This window comes from Maritimibacter sp. DP1N21-5, from assembly GCF_019218295.1.
Taxonomy (GTDB): Bacteria; Pseudomonadota; Alphaproteobacteria; order Rhodobacterales; family Rhodobacteraceae; genus Maritimibacter.
This window is the reverse complement of the sequence record NZ_JAHUZF010000003.1, coordinates 457,918-481,256: the sequence shown is the minus strand read 5'-3', so window position 1 is coordinate 481,256 and position 23,339 is coordinate 457,918. Positions and strand designations below refer to the sequence as shown.

At 62.5% G+C, this 23,339-nt stretch carries 26 protein-coding genes and 1 tRNA gene; 21 read left to right on the top strand and 6 right to left on the bottom strand.

The features are described 5' to 3' along the window. Positions 1–9: 9 nt before the first annotated feature. The 9 genes from KJP29_RS04200 (at position 10) to KJP29_RS19415 (ending at position 6,216) form a co-directional block, all read left to right on the top strand. A complete protein-coding gene (locus KJP29_RS04200) occupies positions 10–1,848 on the top strand; it encodes a ParB/RepB/Spo0J family partition protein (RefSeq protein ID WP_218462296.1) in 1,839 nt (612 codons plus the stop codon). Next, positions 1,845–2,660, top strand: a complete 816-nt coding sequence (locus KJP29_RS04195; RefSeq protein ID WP_218462295.1) for a ParB/RepB/Spo0J family partition protein — start codon at positions 1,845–1,847, stop codon at positions 2,658–2,660. Before KJP29_RS04200 ends, KJP29_RS04195 begins: the two co-directional genes overlap by 4 nt. A 492-nt stretch (positions 2,661–3,152) precedes the next feature. Next, positions 3,153–3,326, top strand: coding sequence for a hypothetical protein (locus KJP29_RS04190; protein WP_218462294.1), 174 nt, complete (start codon positions 3,153–3,155; stop codon positions 3,324–3,326). Next, positions 3,323–3,556, top strand: a complete 234-nt coding sequence (locus tag KJP29_RS04185) for a hypothetical protein (protein ID WP_218462293.1) — start codon at positions 3,323–3,325, stop codon at positions 3,554–3,556. The genes KJP29_RS04190 and KJP29_RS04185 overlap by 4 nt, the downstream gene beginning before the upstream one ends. Beyond that, entirely contained in the window at positions 3,553–3,906 is a 354-nt protein-coding gene (locus KJP29_RS04180) for a hypothetical protein (RefSeq protein WP_218462292.1), read from the top strand. Before KJP29_RS04185 ends, KJP29_RS04180 begins: the two co-directional genes overlap by 4 nt. Then, positions 3,903–4,199 carry a hypothetical protein gene (locus KJP29_RS04175; RefSeq protein WP_218462291.1) on the top strand — a complete coding sequence of 99 codons (297 nt, stop codon included), beginning with the start codon at positions 3,903–3,905 and terminating at the stop codon, positions 4,197–4,199. Before KJP29_RS04180 ends, KJP29_RS04175 begins: the two co-directional genes overlap by 4 nt. Beyond that, positions 4,196–4,420 carry a hypothetical protein gene (locus KJP29_RS04170; protein ID WP_218462290.1) on the top strand — a complete coding sequence of 75 codons (225 nt, stop codon included), beginning with the start codon at positions 4,196–4,198 and terminating at the stop codon, positions 4,418–4,420. The genes KJP29_RS04175 and KJP29_RS04170 overlap by 4 nt, the downstream gene beginning before the upstream one ends. Before the next feature lie 281 nt (positions 4,421–4,701). Next, positions 4,702–5,763: a tyrosine-type recombinase/integrase gene (locus KJP29_RS04165; RefSeq protein WP_218462289.1), complete on the top strand. Its 1,062-nt coding sequence runs from the start codon at positions 4,702–4,704 to the stop codon at positions 5,761–5,763. A gap of 132 nt (positions 5,764–5,895) precedes the next feature. Beyond that, the gene (locus KJP29_RS19415; protein WP_370630827.1) at positions 5,896–6,216 is read left to right on the top strand and encodes a helix-turn-helix domain-containing protein; all 321 of its coding nucleotides are present in this window, start codon (positions 5,896–5,898) and stop codon (positions 6,214–6,216) included. Here the strand turns inward: KJP29_RS19415 and KJP29_RS04155 are convergent. Beyond that, entirely contained in the window at positions 6,168–7,148 is a 981-nt protein-coding gene (locus KJP29_RS04155) for a tyrosine-type recombinase/integrase (protein ID WP_218462288.1), read from the bottom strand. The two genes, KJP29_RS19415 and KJP29_RS04155, sit on opposite strands and share 49 nt — an antisense overlap. 314 nt (positions 7,149–7,462) lie before the next feature. Here KJP29_RS04155 and KJP29_RS04150 point away from each other — a divergent pair, with 314 nt between their 5' ends. Both KJP29_RS04150 and KJP29_RS04145 read left to right on the top strand, forming a co-directional pair. Then, entirely contained in the window at positions 7,463–8,863 is a 1,401-nt protein-coding gene (locus KJP29_RS04150) for an AAA family ATPase (protein ID WP_218462287.1), read from the top strand. A gap of 190 nt (positions 8,864–9,053) precedes the next feature. After that, on the top strand, positions 9,054–9,725 hold the full coding sequence (locus KJP29_RS04145; protein ID WP_218462286.1) for a hypothetical protein: 672 nt from the start codon (positions 9,054–9,056) through the stop codon (positions 9,723–9,725). A gap of 473 nt (positions 9,726–10,198) precedes the next feature. Here KJP29_RS04145 and KJP29_RS04140 read toward each other — a convergent pair. The 4 genes from KJP29_RS04140 to KJP29_RS04125 all read right to left on the bottom strand — a co-directional run bounded on the left by KJP29_RS04140 (position 10,199) and on the right by KJP29_RS04125 (position 13,892). Next, a tRNA-Arg gene (locus KJP29_RS04140) sits at positions 10,199–10,275 on the bottom strand. Between the two features lie 55 nt (positions 10,276–10,330). Further along, positions 10,331–11,752, bottom strand: coding sequence for a sensor histidine kinase (locus tag KJP29_RS04135; protein WP_218462285.1), 1,422 nt, complete (start codon positions 11,750–11,752; stop codon positions 10,331–10,333). Between the two features lie 56 nt (positions 11,753–11,808). Continuing rightward, on the bottom strand, positions 11,809–13,185 hold the full coding sequence (locus tag KJP29_RS04130; protein WP_218462284.1) for an NAD(P)/FAD-dependent oxidoreductase: 1,377 nt from the start codon (positions 13,183–13,185) through the stop codon (positions 11,809–11,811). Continuing rightward, positions 13,182–13,892 (bottom strand): TVP38/TMEM64 family protein, encoded by a 711-nt coding sequence (locus tag KJP29_RS04125; protein WP_218462283.1) that lies wholly within the window; start codon positions 13,890–13,892, stop codon positions 13,182–13,184. The genes KJP29_RS04130 and KJP29_RS04125 overlap by 4 nt, the downstream gene beginning before the upstream one ends. A gap of 219 nt (positions 13,893–14,111) precedes the next feature. On the opposite strand from KJP29_RS04125, the gene rpmH reads away from it, so the two are divergent. Both rpmH and rnpA read left to right on the top strand, forming a co-directional pair. Continuing rightward, complete coding sequence (gene rpmH, locus KJP29_RS04120) at positions 14,112–14,246, top strand: 50S ribosomal protein L34 (RefSeq protein ID WP_218462282.1); 135 nt, start codon at positions 14,112–14,114, stop codon at positions 14,244–14,246. A gap of 26 nt (positions 14,247–14,272) precedes the next feature. Then, positions 14,273–14,689, top strand: coding sequence for a ribonuclease P protein component (rnpA, locus tag KJP29_RS04115; protein ID WP_218462370.1), 417 nt, complete (start codon positions 14,273–14,275; stop codon positions 14,687–14,689). 5 nt (positions 14,690–14,694) lie between these two features. On the opposite strand, the gene KJP29_RS04110 is transcribed toward rnpA, so the two are convergent. Then, entirely contained in the window at positions 14,695–15,159 is a 465-nt protein-coding gene (locus KJP29_RS04110; protein ID WP_218462281.1) for a hypothetical protein, read from the bottom strand. A 99-nt stretch (positions 15,160–15,258) separates the two neighbouring features. Between KJP29_RS04110 and yidD the strand changes: the two genes are divergently transcribed. The 8 genes from yidD to yihA all read left to right on the top strand — a co-directional run bounded on the left by yidD (position 15,259) and on the right by yihA (position 23,328). Beyond that, on the top strand, positions 15,259–15,504 hold the full coding sequence (gene yidD / locus KJP29_RS04105) for a membrane protein insertion efficiency factor YidD (protein ID WP_218462369.1): 246 nt from the start codon (positions 15,259–15,261) through the stop codon (positions 15,502–15,504). Between the two features lie 11 nt (positions 15,505–15,515). Next, positions 15,516–16,358, top strand: a complete 843-nt coding sequence (locus KJP29_RS04100) for a hypothetical protein (protein ID WP_218462280.1) — start codon at positions 15,516–15,518, stop codon at positions 16,356–16,358. A gap of 136 nt (positions 16,359–16,494) precedes the next feature. After that, positions 16,495–17,331 carry a LytTR family DNA-binding domain-containing protein gene (locus tag KJP29_RS04095; RefSeq protein WP_218462279.1) on the top strand — a complete coding sequence of 279 codons (837 nt, stop codon included), beginning with the start codon at positions 16,495–16,497 and terminating at the stop codon, positions 17,329–17,331. 147 nt (positions 17,332–17,478) lie between these two features. Next, complete coding sequence (locus KJP29_RS04090; protein ID WP_218462278.1) at positions 17,479–18,105, top strand: Hint domain-containing protein; 627 nt, start codon at positions 17,479–17,481, stop codon at positions 18,103–18,105. 50 nt (positions 18,106–18,155) lie between these two features. Then, a complete protein-coding gene (ttcA, locus tag KJP29_RS04085) occupies positions 18,156–19,004 on the top strand; it encodes a tRNA 2-thiocytidine(32) synthetase TtcA (protein WP_218462277.1) in 849 nt (282 codons plus the stop codon). 88 nt (positions 19,005–19,092) lie between these two features. Continuing rightward, positions 19,093–20,661: a bifunctional diguanylate cyclase/phosphodiesterase gene (locus KJP29_RS04080; protein WP_218462276.1), complete on the top strand. Its 1,569-nt coding sequence runs from the start codon at positions 19,093–19,095 to the stop codon at positions 20,659–20,661. Between the two features lie 163 nt (positions 20,662–20,824). Further along, a complete protein-coding gene (gene yidC / locus KJP29_RS04075; RefSeq protein WP_218462275.1) occupies positions 20,825–22,675 on the top strand; it encodes a membrane protein insertase YidC in 1,851 nt (616 codons plus the stop codon). Then, on the top strand, positions 22,672–23,328 hold the full coding sequence (gene yihA, locus KJP29_RS04070; protein WP_218462274.1) for a ribosome biogenesis GTP-binding protein YihA/YsxC: 657 nt from the start codon (positions 22,672–22,674) through the stop codon (positions 23,326–23,328). The genes yidC and yihA overlap by 4 nt, the downstream gene beginning before the upstream one ends. Positions 23,329–23,339 lie beyond the last annotated feature (11 nt).

The following is a 23,339-nucleotide window of genomic DNA, read 5'->3' as shown; positions in this document are numbered from 1 at the left end:
AGGCTCCGCATGACGAACCTTCACAACGCCCCGCTGTCCCATCTCTTCGTTCACACCCTCAACCCACGGCAGTCCCATGACCCGGCCGAGGTCGAGGCCAAGATGCGCTCGATCCTCTCGGTCGGGCTGATCAACCCGCTCGCCGGGCACATTGACACCGAGACGGGCGAGATCGGCATCGTCGCCGGGGGCTACCGCCTGCTCGCGTTGCAGCGGATCGCCAAGGATTTCCCAGAGCGCACCGACCTCATTGACGCGATCCCGGTCAACGTCACTGAGGATTGGGCGACAGCCCGCGCCTGGGGCATTGCTGCCCAGACCCAGACCGACCTGACCCCGGCCGAGGAAATCCGCGCCTATGGCACCATGGCACGCGACGGCTACGCCGACCCCGCGACCATCGCCCGCGCCTTTGGCGTGACCGAGAAACGGGTGCGCCAGCGCCTGAAGCTCGCCGATCTGCCCGACCCGGTGATCGACGCGCTCGCCGCCCGCGACATCACCCTCGACGTGGCTGCAGCGCTCACCACCGCCCCCACGCCCGACCGCGCCGTCGAGGTGATGGAGGCCGCCCGCCGCAACGACTGGCCCGCCCATCGCGTGAAGCACGAACTGCACGGCGGCGAGATCAGGGGCACCGACCGACGCGCCGTCTTCGTCGGCGCCGACCGATACGAGGCCGAGGGTGGCCACATCGAGCGCGACCTCTTCTCCGAGGACACGTGGTTCCCCGACGAGACGCTCCTGAACAGCCTCTTCGACCGCTGCCTCAAGGAAGCCAAGCGCGACGCCGAGGCCGAGGGCTGGTCCTTCGTCTGGACCAACCCGGAACACTACCCCTTCAACGACCCCCGGCTCAAAGGGCTGGAAGAGGTCGAGCCGGAACCCGTCGACCTGCCCGAGGCCGACGAGGCCGAGTTCGAGCGCCTGCTGGAGACCCCGCTCTACCAGCGCAGCATGGAAGACCGGGCCCGCCTCGACGAACTCGAAACCCGGGCCCGTGGCACCTATACCAACGAACAGGTCACCGCCTGCGGCATCCTGCTCTGGGTCGATCATGAGGGCACGCTGCGCCGGTCCAGCGCGCTCCTGCCGCCCGGCGCAACCGCCCAGGACGACGACCAGGACAGCGACGATGCCGCTGAGGCCCCCGCCCCCAAACCCGAAAGCCCGGAGCCCTCGCAGGCCGTGCGCTCGGACATGCACGCGATCGCGACGCGGGCCCGGCAGATGGCGCTTCTCTCGAAGCCCGAACTGGCCCGCCAGATGCTCGCCTACCAGCTGTCGATCGCAACCGGATGGGAACGGATCTTCAGCCTGACCCCAAGCCACGTCCGAAACCTCCCCGACATGACCGACGGGATGGAGCCGGGGCACCGCCTCGACGCGCCGAACGACCACAACGCCAAGATCACGGCCGAGGGCTTCGCAGCCTTCCGCGCCAAGGGCATGAAGCACACGAACGAGGTGCTGACGCAGGCGCTCGCCCGGCTGCTCGATGGGTCGACCAGCGAACTCGCCAAGGTGATCAACGCCGAGACCGGCGTCGACGTGCGCGCGATCTGGCACCCGACCGAGGCCTTCTTCAAGCGCCTGCCCACCGCAGCCCTCGACGCCATCATGCAAGATCTCCTGCACGACGCGGACGAGGAGATGCTCGCGAAGTTCGCGGTCATGAAGAAGTCGGTCAAAGCGAACGAACTCGGCCGACTCTTCACCAACCTCGACCTGCGCGAGGCATGGGGCATCTCGCGCGAACAGGGCGCCCGCCTCGACCGCTGGATCCCCGCCGAAATGCGCGACGAGCTGGGGATCGTGGAAACCCGTGTCGCGGAGGCAGCGGAATGACCCGCCCGATCACCCCCATTCCCTTCGACTTCGACAATCCCTCGATCGCGGGCAGCCCCGGTGAGCCAGCGGTGCTGCCCATCGCAGAACTTCGGATCGACGACGCCTATCAGCGGTCGATCAACGCGAAATCCGCCAAGGTGATCCGCACGATCGCGCGCAACTTCAACTGGGCCAAGTTCCTGCCGGTCATCGTCGTGCGCGCGCCAAAGGGCTACGACATCGTCGACGGCCAGCACCGCACAACCGCCGCGCTGTCGATTGGGATCAGCCAGGTCCCGGCCTACATCCTGGACTGCACAGCCCGGGAAGCCGCCGGGGCCTTTGCAGCGATCAACGGCAACGTGACGCCGGTCTCCCCGGTCGACATCTGGTTTGCCGAGCTCGCCGCCGGCGACCTGGAAGCCGCAGCGATGAAGGCGATGCTCGACGCGGCCGGCGTGACGATCACCCGCTCCAAGGACATCACCAACCGGGGTGAAACCCGTTCCATCGGCGTCCTGCGCCGCGCCCGCGCGGCCCATGGCGACGCGCTCTTGACTACCGTGCTCCAATGCATCGTGGACACGGGCGAGGGCAACGTCGGCATGATCAATGGCGCCGTCATAAACGGCATCGCAAACGCGATCCGCACGAAGCCCGAGCTTCTGGCTGAGCCCTCCCGTCTCTTCGACATCTTCGACGACATCGACCTATCCATGATGCTCGCCGATGCCCGCATCGAGCAGGCCACCACCGGCAACGGCCCCCAGTTCATAATCACTCGCGAAATCAACGCGCGCCTGCATCCGCATCTGAAGCAGACGGCCTAAGAGGTGGCATGATGGTAAGGGTTTCCACCATAGGGCGATTTCCCCTCTATGAACCATCTCGTTCATCCCTTAGCACTAGTTCTTGCGTGGCTAGGAAGACCCATGCGGCGACCAAGGGCTTGATGCCCTCTTGCTCGAAGTCGTCGCATGCCGAGGCCCCTCGCCGGAGAAATCCGGCTTCAGTCAGGGATCACTTTCGGCAAGTCCTGGCCACGCCCTCCACGACAATTGTTTCGCTTCACAATGACACCTTACCACGGGGCGTCTATCATGCGTGACGAACACCAGTTCCCTGTCGGCTCCTCCGCGCCAACTGCCGCGCGTGACGGGGCCGCGACTGCCCCGGCGCCTTCTGCTCTGCGCCGGGGCCTTTTCTTCCTATTCCGGCGCGGACACCCCACCGCCCGGACGCCTGCGGCGGCGTCACCCCCAGCCCCAATTCCCGGGGCCACCACCCACGACCCCCGCCGCCGTAGGCACGAAAACACGCTCGTGCATCTCGCCCAGAACTCACTGGCAGCCCTCGGCCCGGCCGAGACGCTCGCCACCCTCCGCTGGCACCTGACGAGCCGCCCCGACATGACCCCGGAGGCGCTCCACGCCTTCGCCAACCAACTGAGCCGCTACGCCGACGCGATCGAGCGGCTGGAAAGGAGAGAGGGATGACCCTGCTCGACATCAGCACCATCACCTTGCAGATCGCCGTCACCGAGGACGAGCTGCGCGACCGTCTCATCAGCGAGGCGCTCTCGGGTCTCGGCCTAAACCGCGATCATCCGACCATTACCCAGACCAAGGTCTTGCGCGGCGAGGGCGGACGTGGCGGCTACCGTGTCCTGATCACGCGCGACATGCGCCTCGACACGACCCCCCGCATCGAGGACCGCCGCACATGACCCGAACCCGCATCGCCCCCCGCCGCCCCGCCGTGACGCGCGACGTCGAATGGTCGACCGGCAACGGCAGCCAGTTCTTCAGCCTGACCCTCGGCTACGACCCTGAGACCGGCCAACTGGCCGAGGTGTTCTATTCCGACGGCCAGCGCGTGGGCTCCCAGCTGCAGCACGAGATCTCGGACGGCTGCGTCCTGATCAGCCTCCTCCTGCAGCACGGCGCCACCCCGGCCGAGATCGGCCGCAGCCTCTCCCGCGTGCCCGTGATGGGCACCGACCAACCCGCCAGCGTCATCGGCGCGATCGCCAAGACGCTCGCCGAAGAGACCATCTCCACGGAGGACCCGGAATGAAGTTCACCTTGCCGCTTATGCTCGCATGCGTCGCCGCGCCGGCTACGGCTGGCGAGTTATTCAGCACCTATGACCAGGTGTTCGAGAACGCCAAGACCTTCACCCTCCACGCGATTGTCGCCACTGATCGGGAGGAGCATTTCCTCCCCTTGTCGTTCGACGACTTCGACACCGGTCCCGCGAACTACCTTCATTGCGAAGCGACGAAGGACTTCCTGACATTTGCCTATGGGCGCTTTGGCTGGGCGCTCAAGGGCGATTGCTTCCCGGACGTGAACATGGAAGTGCAATGACCGACAACTCGCTTCACGGAAACCACGACCCCTGCCCGGCCTGCGAGCTGCGGCGCGAGGTGCAGGACACCCGCCCGGCGATCCGCGAGCCAGTGCCCTGCAACGTCTGCAAAGGCGTGGACTTCCTGCCCCTCACTGATGCCGAGATCGTGCGCCGCACGGTCGAAGAGGCGCGGCGGATTTACTGGCCCGACTGGGAACGGAGGGTGTCGAATGCATGACCCGGTGATCGTTGCCACTATTCAGATCGCCATCGAGGAAGCGCTCGATGACATGGACCTGAGTGCCTGACCATGGCCGCAGCCCGCCCCTCCGAAGCTGCCATCCGCCGCGCCATGAAGGCGTGGGTGGGCATGGGCTACGAGGTTGGCGGGCTCGAGGTGCGCCCGGATGGATCGGTCAGAATCCTTGCCCCGGCGCCGGAAACCGCCCTACCCTCTACCGCGACCCAAAGAGAGGATGAGGCATGCGATCGCCTGTTCGCGGTTCAGGGGGGCCGAGGGTGACCCTGCGCTATCTCGTGCCCGTCACGCCCAAGGGCAGCGACCGGACCTATTGGTATTTCCGGCGCAAGGGGCACAAGCTCATCCCGATGCCGGACGAGCCGCACGACAGTGCCGAGTTCCTCGCAGCCTACGCCGAGGCCAAGCGCACGACGGGCGTGCGCGACCGCCGCGCGGATCCCGGATCGCTCACCGGCACGATCGACGCGGCCATGCGGTCGGAACGCTTCGCGGGACTCTCTAAGGTCTACCGCGCGACGATGACCCGGCACATGGTCGAGCTGCAGAACACCGTGGGCACCGCGGCCTTTCGCGCGATCCGCGAGCCGCATATCCGCGCCAACGTGACCGAGGCCACCTCTCCCCAGGATCGGCTCAAAGCGTGGCGCTGGCTCTGCAGCTGGGCGATGGATGCCGGGCTTCGCGCTGACGATCCGAGCCGCGACGTGACCGCGCCGGCCCGGGCGAGGTCGGACGGCCACGAGCCCTGGACGCTGGACGAGATCGACGCCTATCGCGAGCGCTGGAAGATCGGCACGTCCAAGCGCACCGCCTTCGAGCTGCTCTACTGGACGGGATGCCGGATCGGCGATGGCGTGCGCCTCGGCCCAGGCATGGTCGATCGAGAGGGCGTGCTGTCATTCCGTCAGAACAAGACCGGCGGCATTGCCTATGTGCCCTGGACCTGCATCCTTCCCGACTACGCGACCACCCGCATGCACACCGATCGCGAGCAGTTGCACGCAGCCCTCGCTGCCACCTCGGGCGCGCATATGACCTTCCTCGCCACAGAGCGCGGACGCACGCGATCAGACAAGGCCCTGGGGACGATGATCCGGGAGGCGGCGGTGGCGTCCGAGATCACCGGGAAGAGCGCCCACGGCCTGCGAAAAGCCCGAGCTGTCGCCCTCGCCGACGCCGGCGCGAGCACCATCCAGATCGGCGCTTGGACAGGCCATGAGTCCTTGAAAGAGATTGAGCACTACACCATCGCGGCGAACCGGAAACGGGCGGTGATGGGGAATGTCGTCGAGCGCTCGGCCGACATGAGAAGGCGTTGAGGCCATTCCCGGAAGCTCCGACGCAGGGGTGAATATGGGCGGACAACCGTCCTTCGACGCGTCTTGCCCGAATGACTGGGGAGCGATGTAAGCTGACTTCGAGCAGTTTACAAAACAACCATTAAGTGAATAATGTTCGTCATGAATCACCCTGTAGATGTTCACATTGGCAAGACAATTCGAGCTGCCCGGCAAGGCGTCGGAATGACACAGCACGAACTCGCTCAGCGAATTGGCGTCAAGTTCCAGCAACTCCAAAAGTATGAAACGGCCACAAACCGAGTATCTGGGTCAAGGATTTGGATGATCGCGAATGCGCTCAATCTATCTGTCGCAGACTTCTTTCCGGATCCAAGCTCGAAGTCTGATGAAGCAGGCAACGGCCAGTCCAGCGAAAGCCGGGATCATTCGAAATCGGCGAATGCCGCTGAAACCTTAGCCGCAGCCGATTGACTGGCCAGAAGGCGCCGGCCGTATCGCGCAGGCATTTCTGGAGAATTCCAGCGCCCCGCAACCATGATAGATGACATGTCGCATCCCAAGCGCAGTGCATCTTGAACGCCTCCAACGCGCGTGCTGTGTGCCGAAACGTCAGTCCGACCAGTACATCGCTTGAAAATCCTCGAAATGGTCGCGCCGTCGAGAGGCCGCTTTTGACCGTTCTTTTGCGACTTCGTCACGATCGGATCATCCGTGCGCAGTCCAGCCAATTCGATCCACTCAAGAACTGCCAGCGTTCCCTTCTCAGATAAGAATGCGTAGGCGCCTTCCCCGAACTGATCTGTCTTAGAGCGCGCGATGTACAAAAGGCTGCTCCCATCATCTTGTCTCAGCAGATCTCGCACTCGAAAGTTGGCCAGTTCAGACGCACGACACCAGGTGTCGGTTGCCATCCAAAGTAGTGCTTTGTCACGAACTTCTATGCGGGACGTGCCAAGTGACGAAATGGCGCGTAAGACATCCACCTTGCCCAATGCCGGAACTTGTCTGCTACCGGCGCCATACCTCCGCTTAACGCCCATCATAGCCAACTCAACCAATCGATGGTGAGATGGAGGGCTCAGGAACTGAGCTCGGTGCATTTCATTTATGGCCCAAAGTCGCGTCTCAATCGTTGACGCTCTGATTCTCCCGCCCATTGCGTCGACGTAGGAAGCGAGGACGAGCGGTGGAATCGGAGGGTCACTGGAATATCCATTCTCAGCGCACCAGCGCTTAAAGCCTCTGATAATGTTTACGTAATTCTTGCGTGTATCTGGAGCGAATGCAGCTTCTGAGCGCTTTGCATACTCCAAGATCAACCGCTCACGTTGCATTCCGTCGACGCTAAAAACGCTTGCGAAAATTTGATCCCTTTCAAGGACCACATGGGCACGATCAGACATGGTTCGTTTTCCTACCGCTGACCAATCTACTGGCGACCCAAAATCGAGTCGGGACAAGAACAAACGCGTCGGAAGGAATGCTACAGCATGAAGCCAGCTGCCGTTCACGCTGCAGCCATTGCCGCGGACTGCACGGAAGGTTTGCTAAGGGCCAGAAGCTGCACCGGACGAGAAGGGCGGAGAGCGGACATTCACTGTGCAAGTTTCGAAGGGCAGCAGTCACCAGCTAATTGAAACTGCGATCTCGCATAAGAGCATTGACCACGAGCAACTCTTTGTGACCAATGCAAACAGTGCGCGTTCTCGAGGCCGATATGCAGACTGGGACAATTGAATCGATAAAAGTTGAGAAGCTCTTTGGGCACTTCGACTACGAGGTGCCAGAAGGTGGAACGCTGAAGAATCCCTCAATTTTATATGGTGACAATGGTGTAGGTAAAAGCACCCTTCTTACCCTCGTCTTCCATTTATTGTCAAGTGCTGGAGATCGCGGCCATAGGACTGCTATCTACGGCACACCCTTCCTATCGCTTTCGGTCAGATTGAAAAATGGTTACACTTTGAAGGCTGAAAGAGAGGACGACGCAGAATCCCCGTTGTTAATTTTTTCAATATACGAGGGGGCGCGGTTGCATGCTGAATGGAAGTATCGGAAGGGCTACAGGCAACCTGATTATTTCGCCGATTCAGATATAAGCGATATTGTATTAGATCAACTTTTGAACGAAAATGAAATATCCGCCAGTATCGCGCGCGAAATACGGCTGAAACGAAGTAAGGCGCCAGACGATGGAGTAAGACGGGGGGAGCAACAGTATCTGAGAGCTCTATCGGAATGCTCCCCTACGATTTTCTTGGTTAGTGCAGAGCGAAGACTTGACAGTGATGCCGTTTCAGATCCGACCGAAGAGTTGGAACTGCGTGAAATATTTCATGAAAATCGCGGTCGACGTGTTGGGGACCTCGTTAAAAGGTCTCGACAAATTGCACTCAAGCAGGCGCTTTTGAAAGCCTCACGTTGGGTCCAACAGCGAGCCCTAAGAAGTGCAACGCAAGGCTCTATGAACGTGCACTCGGTGTACGAGCAAATCTTGGGTCAGTTGGCAACTGATTACAATAATGAGGATACGCCGCTGCAGTCTTCCAGCATTAGCGAAATAGTAGACAAGCTGGACACCATAGCTAAAGACAGCACTTCTTACTCCCGCTACGAAATTACTGGAGCGATTGACGTTGACCGGTTTCGAAATGCACTGACATCTGGACCGGAGCAAGGCAGAGCTATATCTGCAAAGCTAATCGATCCATATGTTAGGTCGGTATTGAGCAGGCTCGAGGCTATAGCTCCCATTTATAAAAAGTTGGATGAGTTTATTCGTCAGATCAATACCTTTCTCACTCGGAAAACTCTCACCTTCTCGATGTCTAAGGGGTTCATGATAGTGAGCAATGCAGGCGAGGATCTCGAAGCTTCTCAACTATCCTCAGGGGAACAGCAGCTATTACTGATGTTTTGCTACGCTTTGACCGCACAAGATCAGCCGAGTGTATTTATCGTCGACGAACCGGAGATATCCTTGAATATTAAGTGGCAGAGGCAGCTATTGAAGTCTCTCAATCAGGTGACACAAGGAACGGAGACGCAGTTTATCTTTGCCTCACACTCACTTGAGCTAATTGCACAGCACCGCGATTCCGTTGTCGAGATTGGCTGATTTCATGGCAGTCGCGCCGAAGATTCCGAAAAGAAGAATATCTGAACTCCAAGTAAGGTATGACCTCGAACCGGACTTGGATGACGTATACCTGGAAGGAGGCTACGATAAGGAAATATTCGACTCAATATTTCGATCTGATGTTGGATCTTTCCGTCCTTGTTATTCGATTGACGATATTGAAGTCGACATGACTATTCTCGAAAAGCATAGCCTTACATCCGGGAACCGGCAGAGGGTCATAGCCCTTGCAAGCGAGCTCAACCTACCCGAGGATACAGTTGTTCGTTTTTTGGTGGACCGAGATTTTGAGCAGTGGTTGCCCAGCCTCCCCCAAAGAAACGGGCTCGTTATGACCAAATACTCGGATACCGAGGTTGTTTTTCTGACGTCGAACTTTGTTGAGAATATCATCGTCAATGCGGCAAGGGCGAGAATTGAATCGTGGACTGAGTATTTTGAAGCTATGAAGTTTTGCCTTCGTCAGCTGTTTTGCCTTAGGCTTGAACTTGCCGTGAGACAGGTTGACTTTCCTCTGATAGACTTCCGAAAGTGCTTGGAAATTGTTGATGGGATTCCAATTCTTCACGTCAAAGATCTGGTTAAACGAAGCCTTTCCAGATCCCATAGCGGAATTCAAATTGAGCCATTCTTGCAGGAAGTTGATTCCCGCATTGCGAAACTCTCTGGAGAACCACACCAGATGGTTTCTCGAGGGCATGATTTCTTGCAGTTGACTGCTTGGTGCATTAGGGAGTCGCGTGGCCACAAGTCACTGCAATCAGAAGAAGCTATTGCGAGAATTTTGATTTTGTTCGCGAAGGATAGTGCCGATCATTTCATGGAGCCTATTGCTCTCTAGATGGTGAGTTGTTTTATGGATGTTCTTTTAGCGGTTCTTAGTCGTCGAGGTGAATGAATTGGAATCCCTGCTTGGTGGCTAAGAGGTTTCTATCGAGCTCCGACGCGCGCGTTTTCAGAACTGTCTAAATCATTCCTCCAAAGGTGGATTGGCTTTAGGAGTTCTCCTCCGCGAACGACCGCGTCATTCTCCAATGCTTCTATCCGACCCAATATTGTGGCGAGTTCGAAGCGCCACTTGCGGTCATGGATCTCGCACTCCTCGAATGTTTCGATGAAGGCCGGGTCAAGACGACCCTTGGGCGAGGTTCGGATGGCAATTAAGGGCCGAAACAGGCGGCCTCTTCACTCCGTCGTCCTTCACGCAATAACCGCCACATTAGAACGAGAACAGAACGTGAAAGTGCAAAGGTTTCCACGCAAAGTGCAAAATCGACAAATTAGGCTAACAATTTCATATGCTTGCGGAGTAAGTGGCGCGCTGGGGAGGATTCGAACCCCCGACCCCTTGATTCGTAGTCAAGTACTCTATCCAACTGAGCTACCAGCGCGCGGGGTAGCGGCGATGTAACGGTCCCGGCGCGGGGTTGCAAGGGGGAAATTCGACTATTGTGCCGCTTCTTCCTGCGGCAGGGTCTCGGTCAAGGTCTCCAGCCCGCGCGGCAGGTGGATCGCGAAGACCGTGCCTTCGGGTCCGGTGCGCTCGAGTTCCAGACGGCCGCCATGCCCGCGCACCAGTTCTGCCGCGATGGCAAGGCCAAGCCCCGTGCCGCCCTTGCGACCGCCGGCCGCGAAGGGCTGGAACAACAGGTCCTGCGCGCGCTTCGGAAGGCCCGGGCCCGTGTCGGTCACGCGGATCGTCCACTCCTCATGCGTCTCGACGCCGGAGACGAGGATTTCGCCGGGCTTGCCGGTCGCCTGAATGGCCTGGCGCGCATTGCGCACGAGGTTGCGCAGGATCCGGTAGAGCTGTTCGCTGTCGGCCCGCACGAGCATGCCCGCCGGCACGTCCTCGCCATAGGAAATATCGTGCTCGCCCGCGGCCAGCCGTTCGCTGTCCACCACGTCGCCCACCACATCCGCCAGCGGCACCCGCGTGAGGCGGGGCGCGGGTTCCTCGGCACGCCCGAAGGCCAAGGTGCTTTCGCAAAGGTTCACGGCCCGGTTGATCGACCCCATGAGCTTGGGCACGGCACGCTGCACTCCGGGGTCCTCGCTCATCTCGACCCGGTCCGCGAAGAGCTGCGCCGTGGTCAGGATGTTGCGCAGGTCGTGCGAAATCCGCGCCACGGCACCGCCAAGCGCGGCCAGACGTTCCTTTTGCTTCAGTGCCTGCGACAGTTGCTCCTGCAAATCGTGCAGCGCCTCTTCGGCCTCGCGCAGTTCGGTGATCCCCGAGGCGGGCGCGATGATCTTGCGCGCATCCTCCGGTGCTTGGGCATAGCCCGCCATATTGTCCACGACCTTGCGGATCGGACGCACCATGAGCACCTGCACCGCCAGATAGAGCAGGAGCCCGGTGAGGACCGAAATGATGGCCGACAGCCAAAGGATGCGCTGCCCATAATCGAGCATCGCCATGCGCAGCGGCGCGCTTTCCATCGTGACCTCGATGACCAGCCCGCCTTCGCGCACCGGGTTTCCGATCACCCGGATCACGTCGTTGTCGGGATGCAAAAGCCGCATTACCGCATCCTTCATCAGCGTTACCCCCGCGGCATTGCGCAGGTCATAGCTCGCCGCGACCGGGCCAGGCACGGGCGAGGAAAGCATCAATTCGCGCGCCTCGTCCCGACGCAGGACGACGTTGAAGACCTCCGCATTGAGCAGGAGTTCTTGTTCCAGCTCGGCATCGATCATGTCGTCGGCCAAGAGCACGAGCGAGGCGATCTGCGCCCGTTCCAGCCGGGAGAGCAGGTAATCCTCGCGAAACCGCGCGACCGAGGGGACAAAGATCAACACTTCCGCCAGCATGACGAATGCGGCGGTCAGCATAAGGAACCTGCCGGACAGCGAGTTCAGGAACATCGGGTCAACTGCTTTACTACTGGCACGCTTTTGAGCCGGACCTATGCACCCCGACCCTATGGCACAAGGCGCTGCAGCACCCTCACCACACGTTTAATTGTTTCATTTTCAAACAGCTTTGGCGAGAAATAGTTCCCCGCGACCCGCTTGTGGATTTCGGAGCGCGTCGGATAGGGCAGCACCATTCCCGAGATCGCCGAGAGCTTCAGCCCCCGCGCGATCGCCAGCGACCAGGGCGCGATCAGCTCGCCAGCGTCGCGCCCCACGAGTGTCGCACCGACCGGCTTGCCGGCCACGACCATCACCTTGAGGAACCCGCACGTGTCGCCCGACGCGATGGCACGGTCGTTGCCTGCAAACTCTGCCCGCACCACCGTGACCCGCCCCCCGTAGGTGGCGCGAGCGGTTTCTTCGGTCAGGCCCACCTGCGCCAGCTCCGGGTCGGTATAGGTGACCCAAGGGATATGGTCGGTCCGCACCTTCGCCCGCAGGCGCAGCACCGTGGGGCGGATCACGACACCGCCCTGATAGCCCGCGACATGGGTGAACTGCATCCCGCCGGACACGTCGCCCACGGCAAAGATCCTTCGGTTCGTCGTGCGCAACCGCGCGTCCACCGTCACGCCTTTGGCGGTATGGGCAACGCCAGCCGCCTCGAGCCCAAGGTCCTCGACCGTCGCCTTACGGCCCACGGCGACAAGAAGATGCGACCCGGTGAAGACCCGGCCGAAGGCGGTGACCACCTCGACCCCTTCGTCCAGCTTGCGCAGCCTGACCGCCTCGGCCCCCTCGACGATCTCGATCCCGGCCTTGCCAAGTTCGGACAGGACGAGCGCCGCCGCTTCCGGGTCGTCCTTGCCCAGCGGCTTGGCCGCCTCGATCACCGTCACTTCGCAGCCGAGACGGCGATGGGCGAGCGCCATCTCCATCCCGATGGGTCCGCCCCCCATGATCAGAAGGTGGCGCGGACGTTCCTTGAGGTCGAAGATCGTATCGTTGGTCAGATAGGGCACCTCGTCGATGCCCGGCACATCCGGCACGAAGGGGCGTGATCCGGTCGCGATGACGAAGCGGCGCGCCTCGATGATCTCGCCGCCGGCTTCGACCCGGCGCTTCCCGGTAAAGCGTGCATGCGCGCGGATCACCCGGCATCCGAGCCCCTCGAACCGTTCCTGGCTGTCATGGGGCGCGATGGTCGCGATGGCGTCTTTTGCATGTGCATGGGCCTTGTCCCAGTCGTCGCCCCGCGCGGCGGCATGCAGCAGGGCCTTTGACGGGACGCAGCCGGTGTTGAGGCAATCGCCCCCCATGTCGCCCGCTTCGATCAGAACGACCTTCGCCCCCATCTGCACCGCACCCGCCGCGACCGAAAGGCCGCCAGACCCGGCGCCGATCACGCAGATGTCCGTCTTGATGGTTGGTCTCGCACTCATAGCGCTGGCTCCTTTCGAAAGACGCGGATCAGCATGGGCAAAGCAGCGAGAGCGCAAAGACCCACGATGGGTCCGAGGATCGCGGGATCGAAGATGACGGACAGGTCCGGTGTGCCCTCGGTCTCGAAAACGGTGCCAAGTCCCGAGCCGACCGATGTATAGACCAGAGCGCCCGGAATGATCCCGATCACCGTCGTGACGACGAACCGCCACAACGGCACCCCCATGAAGGCCGGCAGCACATTGGCCACGAAGAAAGGCACCACAGGCGCGAGCCGCATGAGGAAGAGGACCGACCACTGGTTGCGGTCGAGCCCGCGCTTGAGCCGCGCCATGCGCCCCGCCCCCACGTCCATCCGCGCGGCGAGCCGTTCCCCCGCCCCCGCCTTGGCGGCGCTGAAGATGATCGTCGCACCCATGCTCGCCGCCAGCACGTTGTAGACGACGCCGGGAAACAGCCCGAACAGGAACCCGCCCGTCAAGGTCGCAATGGTCGCGCCGGGCAGCGACAGGCCTACGATCCCGGTATAGGTCGCGACAAAGACCAGAACGGCCGGCAGATAGTGGGCATCGCGATAGGCGATGAGCGCTTCGCGATTCTCGGCGAGCGCCTCGAAGGTCAGCCGGTCGCGCAGCAGGACGAAGCCGACCGCCGCCGCGAGGACGATCAGGATAAGGGGCAAGGATCGTTTCAACCGCTCGGACATCGTCTCTCCTTGGAAGATTTGCGCCACTGTGCCAATCCACCGGGGCGCCGACCAGCCACCCTCCGCAATTTCCCGCGAAAAGGTGAACTGCACGTTTGACTTGCCGCAAAACCGACCCTATAGACCGGGCTTCAACGGATTTCCCCGATTCCAGTGGGATCATGGGGTTTGTAACCACCCCGCTCTCGGGCGGAACTGAAACACGGACGGAGACGGGCGATGAAACGCACCTACCAACCTTCGAACCTGGTTCGCAAGCGCCGCCACGGCTTCCGTGCGCGCATGGCGACCAAAGCTGGCCGCAAGATCATCAACGCGCGTCGCGCGCGTGGCCGGAAGGAACTGAGCGCGTAGGCGCTTTGCGACTTTTGTCGACGGATTTGACACCGCCGGAGGACCCCGCGAACGGCTCGCCAGCCGAACCTGCGGGAAAACCTCCGGCGGTTTCGTCTTTGCAGGTCCTGCGCAAACGCGCCGATTTCCTCGCCTGCGCGCGCGCGGCAAAGGCCGGGACCGACAGCTTCCTCTTGCAGGGCCGCGACCGGCGCGACGGCACAACGACTGTGCGCGTGGGCTTCACCGCCTCGAAGAAGACCGGCAACGCCGTGATGCGCAACCGGGCCAAACGCCGGATGCGCGAACTGGCCCGCGCGGTGATTTCGCTCAAGGGACGGGACGGATGGGATTACGTGCTGGTGGCACGACCCGATGCGACGGTCTCGCGTCCCTATGCCGACATGCTCGACGACCTGAACCGCGCGATGGACCGGGTCCACAATCCGAAACCGGGGTCCTGACCCGGCTAGTAAAGCCCGAGCCCCATCGCCCCCATGATCAGGATGACCGCGAGCATCCCGATACTCGTGACCCAGGCGTTGCGTCTAGCCACCGCGCCCGCGACCGCCGGATAGGTTGCCGGGTTGTCGAACGCCCGGCGCAATCGGCCCCGGCTCGCCCCGTCGATGCCCGCCACGGCGACCGCGATGACGAAGGATGCGAGCACCATCAGCCCATAGGGAGTGAACACGTCGGAAACTGCCCCGATCCCACCACCGACCACCGCCCGGATCGGCCCGGTGATCAGCACCAAGGCGCCCGAAACCCCCATCACGAGCCCCGCAGCGCGCCCGATCCCCTCGAAGAGCGCGTGCGCTTCGTCAGCAGGGCGGCGCGCCATCGCGGGCATGAGGCAAAGGGCGAAAAACAGGTTGCCACCCGCCCAGGTCACCCCGACGATCAGGTGCAGTAGATGGGTCAGGGTCAGCATCGCGCGCTCCATGTCGACCAAGGTCAGCCTGCGACTGCCGCGACAATCCGTCAAGCCTTTGGACTGGCCCGGCTGACCCGGACCCCCTATATCCATGCCATGACGCCGCTCGCCCATATCGTTGCTCTGCCGGTCCGCGCCTACAGGCTCGTCCTGTCGCCTTGGGTCGGGCACAGCTGCCGGTTTCAGCCGACCTGTTCGGCTTATGCGCTCGAGGCGCTCGAGAAACACGGCGCGTTCAAGGGCACCTGGCTCGCGGCCCGCCGCATCGGGCGCTGTCACCCCCTGGGCAGTTCCGGCTTTGACCCGGTGCCCGAGCCGGGTAATCAGGGGAAAAAGCAGTAACCGGAGGCACGATGCCCCGAACCTTCGTCTTTCCCCTGACCACAGGTCGCTCCGGAACCGTCTTCCTGACCGAGCTCCTGCGCCGCAACTGGCCCGGATTGGTGCATCACGAAAGGCTGGGCTACACCTCGCTCGGGATCGAAACGCCCGACGCGAGCCATTTCACCTTCTTCAACTCGGTCGGAAATCACCCGCATGTGCAGGCCTTCTGGCGGCAGAAATGGGACCGGCTCCTCGCCTCCGGCACCGACCGCTACGCCGAGATTTCGCATTTCCTGTTCAAGGCCGGGCTTGTGGAGAACATAGCCCCCCTGACCGAGGCAGGCGATGTTCACTTGATCATCCTCACGCGCGATGCCTTCAAGATCCAGTGGAGTTATGTGAACCGCTTCGAATTCGCGAACTTCGGCTACACTTGGCTCTTCGCACTCGACCCCCGCTATCCCAACACCATCATCAGGAACGCCCCCTTCGCCGAGCATGGGGTCGCAGGCAACGCACTTTGGTATGTGCACGAGGTTTTCGCACGGGCCGAGTATTACGCGCTCCTGACCGCCGACATGCCCCGCGTCCACATCCACCGCGTCGACCTGTCCGAGATCACGATCCCCGAAGGCGCCGCGCGACTTCTCTCCGCGCTCGGCACCCCGGCGACCGCAGAGACCGTTCAGATGCCGCCGCGCCAGAACGAGACCAGACAAACCTTCTTCGACGACAGGATGCGGTCCTTCTGCCAAAGGCTCGCCGCCGGGACACCGCTTCAGTCGGAAGCCATCGCCCGGCGGTTTTTCGACGCGGGCCGCCGTCTGGCGCGCCCCCCTCTGGCGAAGACAAAACAATCTGATCCCGGCTGACGGCTCCTCAGACCCGACGAAGGTGCACTCCACGCAATTTTATTGCGCATTGCACATGGACAGCCGCCCACACCGCCCCTTAATCTGGTCGACGGACGGCGCGAGACGACGGCCAAGGGGGCGCGACGATTTATCCATGATCGCAGGCACACGGCAGATCAGGTCCAAGGGACGTGACGTGCAAGACCTGTTGCGCGGCTATATCCTGTCGCTTCCCTGCATAGGATTCGCCCTGTTTTCGGGCGCCTTCGTCGCCTTCACGACTCCTGGCGGGCTACTGGAAGCTCATCCCATCTGGCTTCGGCTGGCCGTCAATTTTGGACATATCACCCTCTTTCTGGGCTTCAGCTATGCCGTCCTTCCAATGCTCTTTCGCAAGGCCTTCGCAGCCGGCTGGCCGATCCTCTGGGTCCAGATCGCGAGCTATCTGGGTCTGTCGGTCCTCGTTGCCGCGAACTTTGCGCTGCTCGACGGTGCCGCGCTTTATTCCTGGACCATGGCCTTTCACTTCGCGACCGTCCTGATGATCACCGCGATCTCGGTGATCGTTGGCCTGCTCCTGTTCTGGGTCGTGGCCCTGCCCAAGGCGGGCATCGACGTGACCCCTGCACAACTCTGGTATTTCCGCCCGGTCGGAGACTGCCGCTTGCAGCCGCACCTCAGCTTCGACACCCGCGGCCGCGTGCTGCGCCTGACCGCCGAGAACCAATATGTGCGCGTGCTCACCGACAATGGGGAAGAACTTCTGCGCATGACCCTGGCCGAGGCCGCGGACCTCGTGCCGCCCGAGACTGGGCTGCGCATCCACCGGTCCCATTGGGTCGCCAAGGATCAATTCGCCGCGCTTCGCTTCGAATCCGGCAACCCGAGGCTCACCCTGGTCGACGGGCAGAACCTCCCCGTGAGCCGGAACATGGTCGAGGCAATTCGCGACATCCTCTCCGCAAGATCGCTTCCCGCTCACGCAGCGTGAATGTGACGGCCGGCCACCGGGCGTCAGTCACTCCAAATCTGTGTTTCTCGCACCATTTTTTGCACAGGGGCGCCTGACCGTTCTAGAGGACGATCAAAACTGCGGGCGTTGCGCAAGAGCCGCCCCACCAAGGAACAGGGCAGCGACATGAACGACATGACCACCACGCCACGCGGCGACGCCGAAGGTCTCGAACCGATCGCGCCGTCCGGCCCCACCCGCGCGCCCGACGACCGGGCCGCGCAGTTCGAACGCGAGGCCGACGGAACGCGCTTTCCCGGTCTTACCCCCGGCCTCAGGATCACCTCCGTCGAAGGCCCCCGTGCGGTCGAGGATCTCACACCCGGCGATTTCGTCCTGACGCGGGAGAACGGGTTTCAGCCGGTCCTCTGGGTCGGTCAACGGCAAGTCGCGGGCGACCAGTTGTCCCCTGCCTTGCGTCCGGTCCGCGTGGAGCGCGGCGCCCTGGGTCCCGGCGTTCCGACCCGTCCGATGGTCGTGGCACCACGCCTGCGCGTCACAACGCATCCCGATGACGCCACTGCTCCTATGGTGCCGGTCGGCTGGCTCGTGGGAGACACCGGAATCGACGCGCTGAACAGCGACGCCGTGATCTATGTCGTGCTGGGCTTCGAGGCACCCCAGGTCATTCTGGCCGAAGGCGCCTGGGTGGATGCCCCCGGCCTTGGCGAAAGGCTCGGTGCGGGCAACGCCACCCTCTTGTCGGTCTTCCCGGAACTTGCCTTCGACGAAACCGTGCTGATGGACGCCTGACGCGCGCAGTCTCGCTTGCCACGCGGCCCCTCGCGGCGTATTTCGCGGCCATGCTCGACGATCACGACGATATCCATCCGCTCTTCCACGGCGCGCCCTCGACCACCGAGTTCAAGAAGCTGCGCAAGCGGATCCTGCGCAACGTCCGCGAGGCGGTCGAACAATACGGCATGATCGAACGCGGCGCGAAATGGCTGGTGTGCCTGTCGGGGGGGAAGGACAGCTACACTCTGCTCGCAGCCCTCTACGAGCTTCAGTGGCGCGGGCTCCTGCCCGTCGAGATCCTCGCCTGCAACCTCGATCAGGGCCAGCCGGGGTTTCCCGCGACCGTGCTGCCGACGTTTCTTGAAGAACGCGGCGTGCCGCACCGGATCGAATACGAAGACACCTACTCCATCGTGATGGACAAGGTGCCCGCCGGCCGCACCTTCTGCGCGCTCTGCTCGCGGCTCAGGCGTGGCAACCTCTACCGCATCGCGCGGGAAGAAGGCTGCACCGCCGTGGTGCTCGGCCATCACCGTGATGACATCCTCGAGACGTTCTTCATGAACCTGTTCCACGGCGGTCGGCTCGCCACGATGCCGCCGAAACTCGTCAACGAAGAGGGCGATCTCTTCGTCTATCGGCCCCTGGCCCATGTGGCCGAAGAGGATTGCGAGAAGTTCGCGAAGGCGATGAATTACCCGATCATCCCCTGCGATCTCTGCGGTTCGCAGGACGGGCTGCAACGTCAGCAGGTCAAACAGATCCTCGATGGCTGGGAGAAGAACTCTCCCGGTCGCCGGCAGGTTATGTTCCGCGCGCTGATGAACGCGCGGCCATCGCATCTGCTCGACCCGAAGCTCTGGGATTTCGCCGGTCTCAGCCTTGGCAAGCCGGACGACCCGGATCAGGCCTAGTGCGTTAACCGCCGATTGACTCGACACCCCTAAGGTCGTCGCGACTCGGGACTGCTCCCTCAGCTTGACGACCTCGGACGGTGCGCACATGACGATTTCCCCGGCACGACGCCGCGAAGACTTCTTTCGGAAACTGCGGCGTCTGGCGTTCGGTCCGCAGATGCTCGCCTTCCTGCCCGCCATCATGCTCGGCGCCTTCTGGTTCGGGGGCGAAGGGTTCCTTTTCGTGATCGCTGTTACCATGCCCACGCTTCTGGCCCTCACCGGGACATTCGAATGGCCCTGGTCAAAGGGTGGCGGTCGCGACGCGCTCACCGGGCTGCCAGGGCGATCCGATCTGGTCGACCGGCTGTCACGGGGCATGACGGAAGGCGCAAACGACAGGGGTGACCCATCCGTCTGCCTCGTCGTCGACATCGACAATGTCCCTTCGATCCTGTCGCAATTCGGTGATGCGGGGCTTGAACTTGTGCTCCGGACCTGCGCCGACCGTATCGCCTTTGCCCTGCGGGAGGGCGACCTCCTCGCGGCCCTGGCTCCTGGGCGTTTCGGTCTCGCCCTGGCCAAGACGCCGCGCACCGACCTCGAAGCCATGATCCAGCTTGCCGGCCGGCTGCAGGACCGGCTGGAACAGCCGATTTCGCTCGATGGCACGCGCGTGCTCCTGTCGGCCTGCATCGGCTTTGCCCTGCCGTCGCGGCTGCCCGACCAGACCGGCGAGAGCTGTCTCGACGCAGCCGAAAGCGCACTCGCCGAGGCGCAGGAGGCAGGGCCGGGATCGGTGCGCGCCTTCTCCCGCGGGATGCGGCCCCGTGTCTCGGTGCCCGACAACATGACGCGCGAGGTCGTCGCGGCGCTCGAGACTGGTCAAATCGTGCCCTGGTTCCAGCCACAGATTTCCACGAACGACGGGGCGCTCTCGGGGCTCGAGGCGCTGGCGCGCTGGGAACATCCGGAAAAGGGGCAGATCGCCCCCGCCGCCTTCCTCCCCGCCATCGCATCGGCGGGGCTCTTCGAACGGCTGGGCGAGGTAATGCTGTTTCAGTCGCTCACGGCACTCAAGGAATGGGACCGGCGCGGGCTCATCGTGCCGAATGTCGCGGTCAACGTCTCGGCGGACGAGTTGCGCAATCCCCGACTGTTCGAAAAGATCCGGTGGGAACTCGACCGTTTCGACCTGAAACCCGAACGGCTGGTCATCGAAATCCTCGAGAACGTCGTCGCGCAATCCGAGGACGACACCACCACGCGCAACATCGCGGCGCTGTCACGCCTGGGTTGCGGCATCGACCTTGACGATTTCGGCACCGGCCACGCCTCGATCTCCAACATCCGGCGGTTCGATGTGACCCGGATCAAGATCGACCGGAGCTTCATTTCCCATGTCGACACCGACCGCGACCAGCAGAACATGGTCTCTGCGATCCTCACCATGGCGGAACGGCTCGGTCTCGACAGTCTGGGCGAAGGCGTCGAAACCCACGGCGAACATGCGATGCTCGCTCAATTGGGATGCAACCATGTTCAGGGCTACTCAATTGCCCGTCCGATGCCCTTCTCCGCCACCCTCGACTGGATCGCTGCACATCACGAAAAGGTGCCTCGCCCGCCCCGGATCGGACGCAGTGCCGACGACCGTGGTCAAGCCCTTGGCTGACCACGGTCTTGACCCGCGCGGCCTGTTTGACGGCGGGTCACGGCCCCGCCGCCGTCCAAGCGAAACAAGGCGCGCGGGCCGGCCGGCCCGGTGAATCTGCTTGACCTTTGGCCTTGTGGCCTGTTGAACGCCACTGACCCAAAAAAGGACGTGGTGGGACCCTATGGACAGCCAGAACAAGAACCTCCTGATCGCGACAGTGCTGAGCTTCATCGTCATCACGGCGTGGCTCGTCCTGTTCCCGCCAGCCGACCCGGCCCCGGTGGAACCCGAGGAGGTTGCCGAAACCCTGGCCCCCGGCGCCGTGAACGAAGACGGCTCGGCCGCCGTTCCCCCGGCCGCGACGGGCACGCCCGACGCCCCCGGCGACACCGCCCCCGCCGCGACGCCGGCGGACACCCAGTCCGCCCTTGCCGCGAGCCCCCGCATCGCCATCGACACGCCCAAGCTGTCGGGGTCGGTCGCGCTGCTTGGCGGCCGGATCGACGATCTGCACCTCAACGACTACAACGTCTCGCTCGACGCCGACAGCGATACGGTGACGCTCCTTAAGCCCGCGGGCGAACCGGAAGCCTATTACACGCTTTACGGCTGGGCGCCGGCCGGCGATCTCGACGCCGCCGAAGTGCCCAATGCCAACACTGAGTGGACCCTCGAAGAGGGCGAGACGCTCACCCCCACGACCCCGATCACCCTCGTCTGGCAAAGCCCCGGTGGCCTGACCTTCCGCCGCACGATTTCGATCGACGCGGACTACATGTTCACCGTCGCCCAGTCCGTCGAGAACGGAACCGAGACGGCGATCCGTCTCGCCCCCTACAGCCAGATCGTGCGCCATGGCGAACCCTCTGATCTCAAGGGGTTTTTCATCCTTCACGAGGGCGTCATCCGTCAAACCGAGGCCGAACTGGCCGAGATCGACTACAAGGACGTGCGCGAATTCGAGCAGGACGGCCGCGAGGGCGCGCCCGCCGAAACGGTGCAGGCCAACGGCGAAGGCTGGGTCGGCTTCACCGATCACTACTGGGAAACGCTGATCATTCCCGAAAACGGCCAGACCTTCACCTCGGTCGTGAAGTACCTGCCCAGCGCCAACATCTATCAGACCGACGTGCGCCTGCCGGTGATGGACGTGGCGGCCGGCGCGACCGCCACGATCGACACCCGGCTCTTCGCCGGTGCCAAGGAATGGGACGTCATCCGCGACTATCAGAACGAGGGCGGCGTCTACCGGCTCCTCGACTCGATCGACTGGGGCATGTTCTTCTTCCTCACGAAGCCCATCTTCGCTGTGCTCCATTGGCTCCACGGCCTAATCGGCAACATGGGTTGGGCGATCATCGCGCTCACCTTCATCATGAAGGCGATCCTCTTCCCGCTGGCCTACCGGTCCTATGTCTCCATGGCGAAGATGAAGGAACTGCAGCCGCAGATGGAGGAGATCCGCAAGAAAGCCGGCGACGACCGCATGAAGGTCCAGCAGGAGATGATGGAGCTTTACAAGAAGGAGAAGGTGAACCCGGCTTCCGGCTGTTTGCCCGTGCTCTTGCAGATCCCGATCTGGTTCTCGCTCTACAAGGTGGTTTTCGTCACGCTCGAACTGCGCCACCAACCCTGGCTCGGCTGGATCCGCGACCTCTCCGCTCCCGATCCGTCGTCGATCCTGAACCTCTTCGGCCTGCTCCCCAATGCGGCGCCCGATCCGACCAGCTGGTTCTACTTCTTCTCGCTGGGGATCCTGCCGATCCTTCTGGGCATCTCGATGTGGCTCCAGCAGAAACTGAACCCGGCACCGGCCGATGCCACGCAGGCGATGATCATGAACTGGATGCCCTGGGTCTTCATGTTCATGCTGGGACGCTTCGCTTCCGGCCTCGTGCTCTACTGGATCACCAACAACACGCTGACCTTCATTCAGCAATATACGATCATGCGCAGCCACGGCGCGAAGCCCGATATTTTCGGCAACATCATTTCAAGCTTCAAGAAGAAGCCGGAGCCGGAAAAGAAGTGACGGCGTCGCTGCCCTTTCCGCTGGCCGAAGAGCCGGATGATGCGTCCCGCGAAGCGGGGCGCAAACTCTTTGCGGCGCAGACCGACTTTCTGAAGGGTGTCGTGGCCATGAATGGCCTGCCGCCCGATGACCGGCTGGAGGTCTGTTTCGCGGGGCGGTCGAACGTTGGGAAATCCACGCTGATCAACGCGCTTACCGGCCGCAAGGGGCTCGCCCGGGCCTCGAACACGCCGGGACGGACGCAGGAGATCAATTACTTCACGACCACCGGCGGGCCCTACCTCGTCGACCTGCCCGGCTATGGCTATGCCAATGCGCCGGTAGCCATCGTCGAGAAATGGCAACGCCTTCTCAAATCCTACCTCCAGGGCCGCGCCACCCTGCGCCGGGCCTTCGTCCTCGTCGACCACCGCCATGGCATCAAGACCGTGGACGAGGAGATCATGACGCTGCTCGACAAGGCCGCCGTCACCTTTCAGGTCGTGATGACCAAGTCGGACAAGGTGAAGGCGGTCGAGCGCGACAATATCCTCGCCCAGGTGCGCGAGAAACTGTCGAAACATCCCGCGGCCTTCCCCGAGATCGTCCTGACCTCCTCCGAGAAGGGCGACGGGATCGAAACGCTGCGCGCGATCATCGCATCGCTGGACTAGGCCCGCGCCCG

Coding starts and splice junctions, on each gene's coding strand:
- KJP29_RS04180 (WP_218462292.1), top strand. CDS start 3,553: ATGACCCGAACCCGCATCGCCCCCCGCCGCCCCGCCGTGACGCGCGAC.
- yidC (WP_218462275.1), top strand. CDS start 20,825: ATGGACAGCCAGAACAAGAACCTCCTGATCGCGACAGTGCTGAGCTTC.
- KJP29_RS04195 (WP_218462295.1), top strand. CDS start 1,845: ATGACCCGCCCGATCACCCCCATTCCCTTCGACTTCGACAATCCCTCG.
- KJP29_RS04100 (WP_218462280.1), top strand. CDS start 15,516: ATGCCCCGAACCTTCGTCTTTCCCCTGACCACAGGTCGCTCCGGAACC.
- KJP29_RS04150 (WP_218462287.1), top strand. CDS start 7,463: ATGCAGACTGGGACAATTGAATCGATAAAAGTTGAGAAGCTCTTTGGG.
- rpmH (WP_218462282.1), top strand. CDS start 14,112: ATGAAACGCACCTACCAACCTTCGAACCTGGTTCGCAAGCGCCGCCAC.
- KJP29_RS04185 (WP_218462293.1), top strand. CDS start 3,323: ATGACCCTGCTCGACATCAGCACCATCACCTTGCAGATCGCCGTCACC.
- ttcA (WP_218462277.1), top strand. CDS start 18,156: ATGCTCGACGATCACGACGATATCCATCCGCTCTTCCACGGCGCGCCC.
- KJP29_RS04200 (WP_218462296.1), top strand. CDS start 10: ATGACGAACCTTCACAACGCCCCGCTGTCCCATCTCTTCGTTCACACC.
- KJP29_RS04080 (WP_218462276.1), top strand. CDS start 19,093: ATGACGATTTCCCCGGCACGACGCCGCGAAGACTTCTTTCGGAAACTG.
- KJP29_RS04170 (WP_218462290.1), top strand. CDS start 4,196: ATGACCGACAACTCGCTTCACGGAAACCACGACCCCTGCCCGGCCTGC.
- KJP29_RS04135 (WP_218462285.1), bottom strand. CDS start 11,752: ATGTTCCTGAACTCGCTGTCCGGCAGGTTCCTTATGCTGACCGCCGCA.
- KJP29_RS04130 (WP_218462284.1), bottom strand. CDS start 13,185: ATGAGTGCGAGACCAACCATCAAGACGGACATCTGCGTGATCGGCGCC.
- KJP29_RS19415 (WP_370630827.1), top strand. CDS start 5,896: ATGTTCGTCATGAATCACCCTGTAGATGTTCACATTGGCAAGACAATT.
- KJP29_RS04155 (WP_218462288.1), bottom strand. CDS start 7,148: ATGTCTGATCGTGCCCATGTGGTCCTTGAAAGGGATCAAATTTTCGCA.
- KJP29_RS04175 (WP_218462291.1), top strand. CDS start 3,903: ATGAAGTTCACCTTGCCGCTTATGCTCGCATGCGTCGCCGCGCCGGCT.
- KJP29_RS04145 (WP_218462286.1), top strand. CDS start 9,054: ATGACTATTCTCGAAAAGCATAGCCTTACATCCGGGAACCGGCAGAGG.
- KJP29_RS04095 (WP_218462279.1), top strand. CDS start 16,495: ATGATCGCAGGCACACGGCAGATCAGGTCCAAGGGACGTGACGTGCAA.
- KJP29_RS04125 (WP_218462283.1), bottom strand. CDS start 13,892: ATGTCCGAGCGGTTGAAACGATCCTTGCCCCTTATCCTGATCGTCCTC.
- KJP29_RS04110 (WP_218462281.1), bottom strand. CDS start 15,159: ATGCTGACCCTGACCCATCTACTGCACCTGATCGTCGGGGTGACCTGG.
- KJP29_RS04090 (WP_218462278.1), top strand. CDS start 17,479: ATGAACGACATGACCACCACGCCACGCGGCGACGCCGAAGGTCTCGAA.
- yidD (WP_218462369.1), top strand. CDS start 15,259: ATGACGCCGCTCGCCCATATCGTTGCTCTGCCGGTCCGCGCCTACAGG.